Source organism: Halorubrum sp. SP3, assembly GCF_005435195.1.
GTDB lineage: Archaea > Halobacteriota > Halobacteria > Halobacteriales > Haloferacaceae > Halorubrum > Halorubrum sodomense.
Map to the genome: position 1 here is coordinate 1 of NZ_SGTU01000117.1, position 1,144 is coordinate 1,144.

2 protein-coding genes are annotated in these 1,144 nt (G+C 57.0%); both read right to left on the reverse strand.

Annotated features, from left to right (window positions below; genetic code table 11):
* Positions 1 to 171: 171 nt before the first annotated feature.
* Positions 172 to 654 (reverse strand): hypothetical protein, encoded by a 483-nt coding sequence (locus EXE42_RS20845; RefSeq protein WP_137706932.1) that lies wholly within the window; start codon positions 652 to 654, stop codon positions 172 to 174.
* A gap of 3 nt (positions 655 to 657) precedes the next feature.
* Positions 658 to 1,144, reverse strand: a 487-nt coding sequence (locus EXE42_RS15745; protein WP_137706933.1) for an Rrf2 family transcriptional regulator, incomplete at its 5' end; no start/stop codon positions are given.

Consider the following 1,144-nt stretch of genomic DNA (forward strand, 5'->3'; position numbering starts at 1 on the left):
ATCCACAACGGCTTCTCCGTCGAAACGCCGCACGACGCGCACTCCTTGGTCGTCCCTCTGGGATTGACCGTAACGTTGAGAGCCCACAAGAACTCGCGGGATCGTACGGAAGACGAAGTTTTCTGTGATGACGAGACGCTCCGCGTCTCGAACCACTTGCCCCGAGACAGTTCACGGGGGATTTCGGCCAGTATTGAGCGGGTCGTACGAATCCATGTGATAGGCGACCCGCCAGAGTTTGAGGACGGCACGAGTGACCAATACTTCGGGAGCATGTTTGATACAGGATTCTTCGACCTCATCTGGCTTTGAGCTCGCAGTTGGCGGCGGATGATAATGTTCGAGCCCCGTGACGTTGAGATAGTCGTCTGTATGTGGATGTTTTTCCCATCGAAAATTCACCGCTTCTGTGTCCGTATAGTGGAACTTGTAGTCAGCCTGTGTGGTCCACTGGACGTCTATCCGCGCCGCGTCGGCCGTACACAGTCCATCGTCAAGCGCAACTTCGAGGACAGATGGATGAAGATAGTCATCGAGTTCAGCTGTCGCAAGCGGCTCCATTTCCTCGATAACATCGCGAATCGTTAGCAGTGCCGGACGGTCTGTCGCTCCACGGAGCGTATGGTGTTCGTCGTGATCTGAAGCGTTCACCATCGCTTAGGCCGGGACGTTCTCATCAGTCGAGCGACGGTCATCGTCGACAAACTGCTCGGCGGTGCCGATCGAGAGGGCCGCATTTGCGAACGCGAGGTTTCGACGGAGCGTCTTCCACTCACGAATCCGCTCGGGATCGATCTCCTCTTGTGGAACTCCAGACTCGGCGAGAGCCTGATTCGTTTGGTTGACGGCTAACGCTTCAGGGGACTCGACACCGAATTCAGTCTGACACTCTGTGAGCTGCTCGCGCATTTCCTGAATCCGTGCGACGAGTTCGTCAGTCGAAACGTGCTCTAGGATGTCGGACGCCTGTTCCATGACCAGTGATTCGGGCGAGCGACGATACCGCGTACTGCCGTGCTCGCCGGGTGTCGTCTCGACGAACCCCTCGTCTGCGAGTGTGCTCAGATGCTTTCGAGCGGTCTTCGGAGCGGTCCGCGCATTATCAGCGACCGTATCAGCCGACAGTGGGCTGTATGTGTGGCTA

Excerpts from the sequence above, each read along its gene's own strand:
- EXE42_RS20845 (WP_137706932.1), bottom strand. The coding sequence starts at position 654 with ATGGTGAACGCTTCAGATCACGACGAACACCATACGCTCCGTGGAGCG.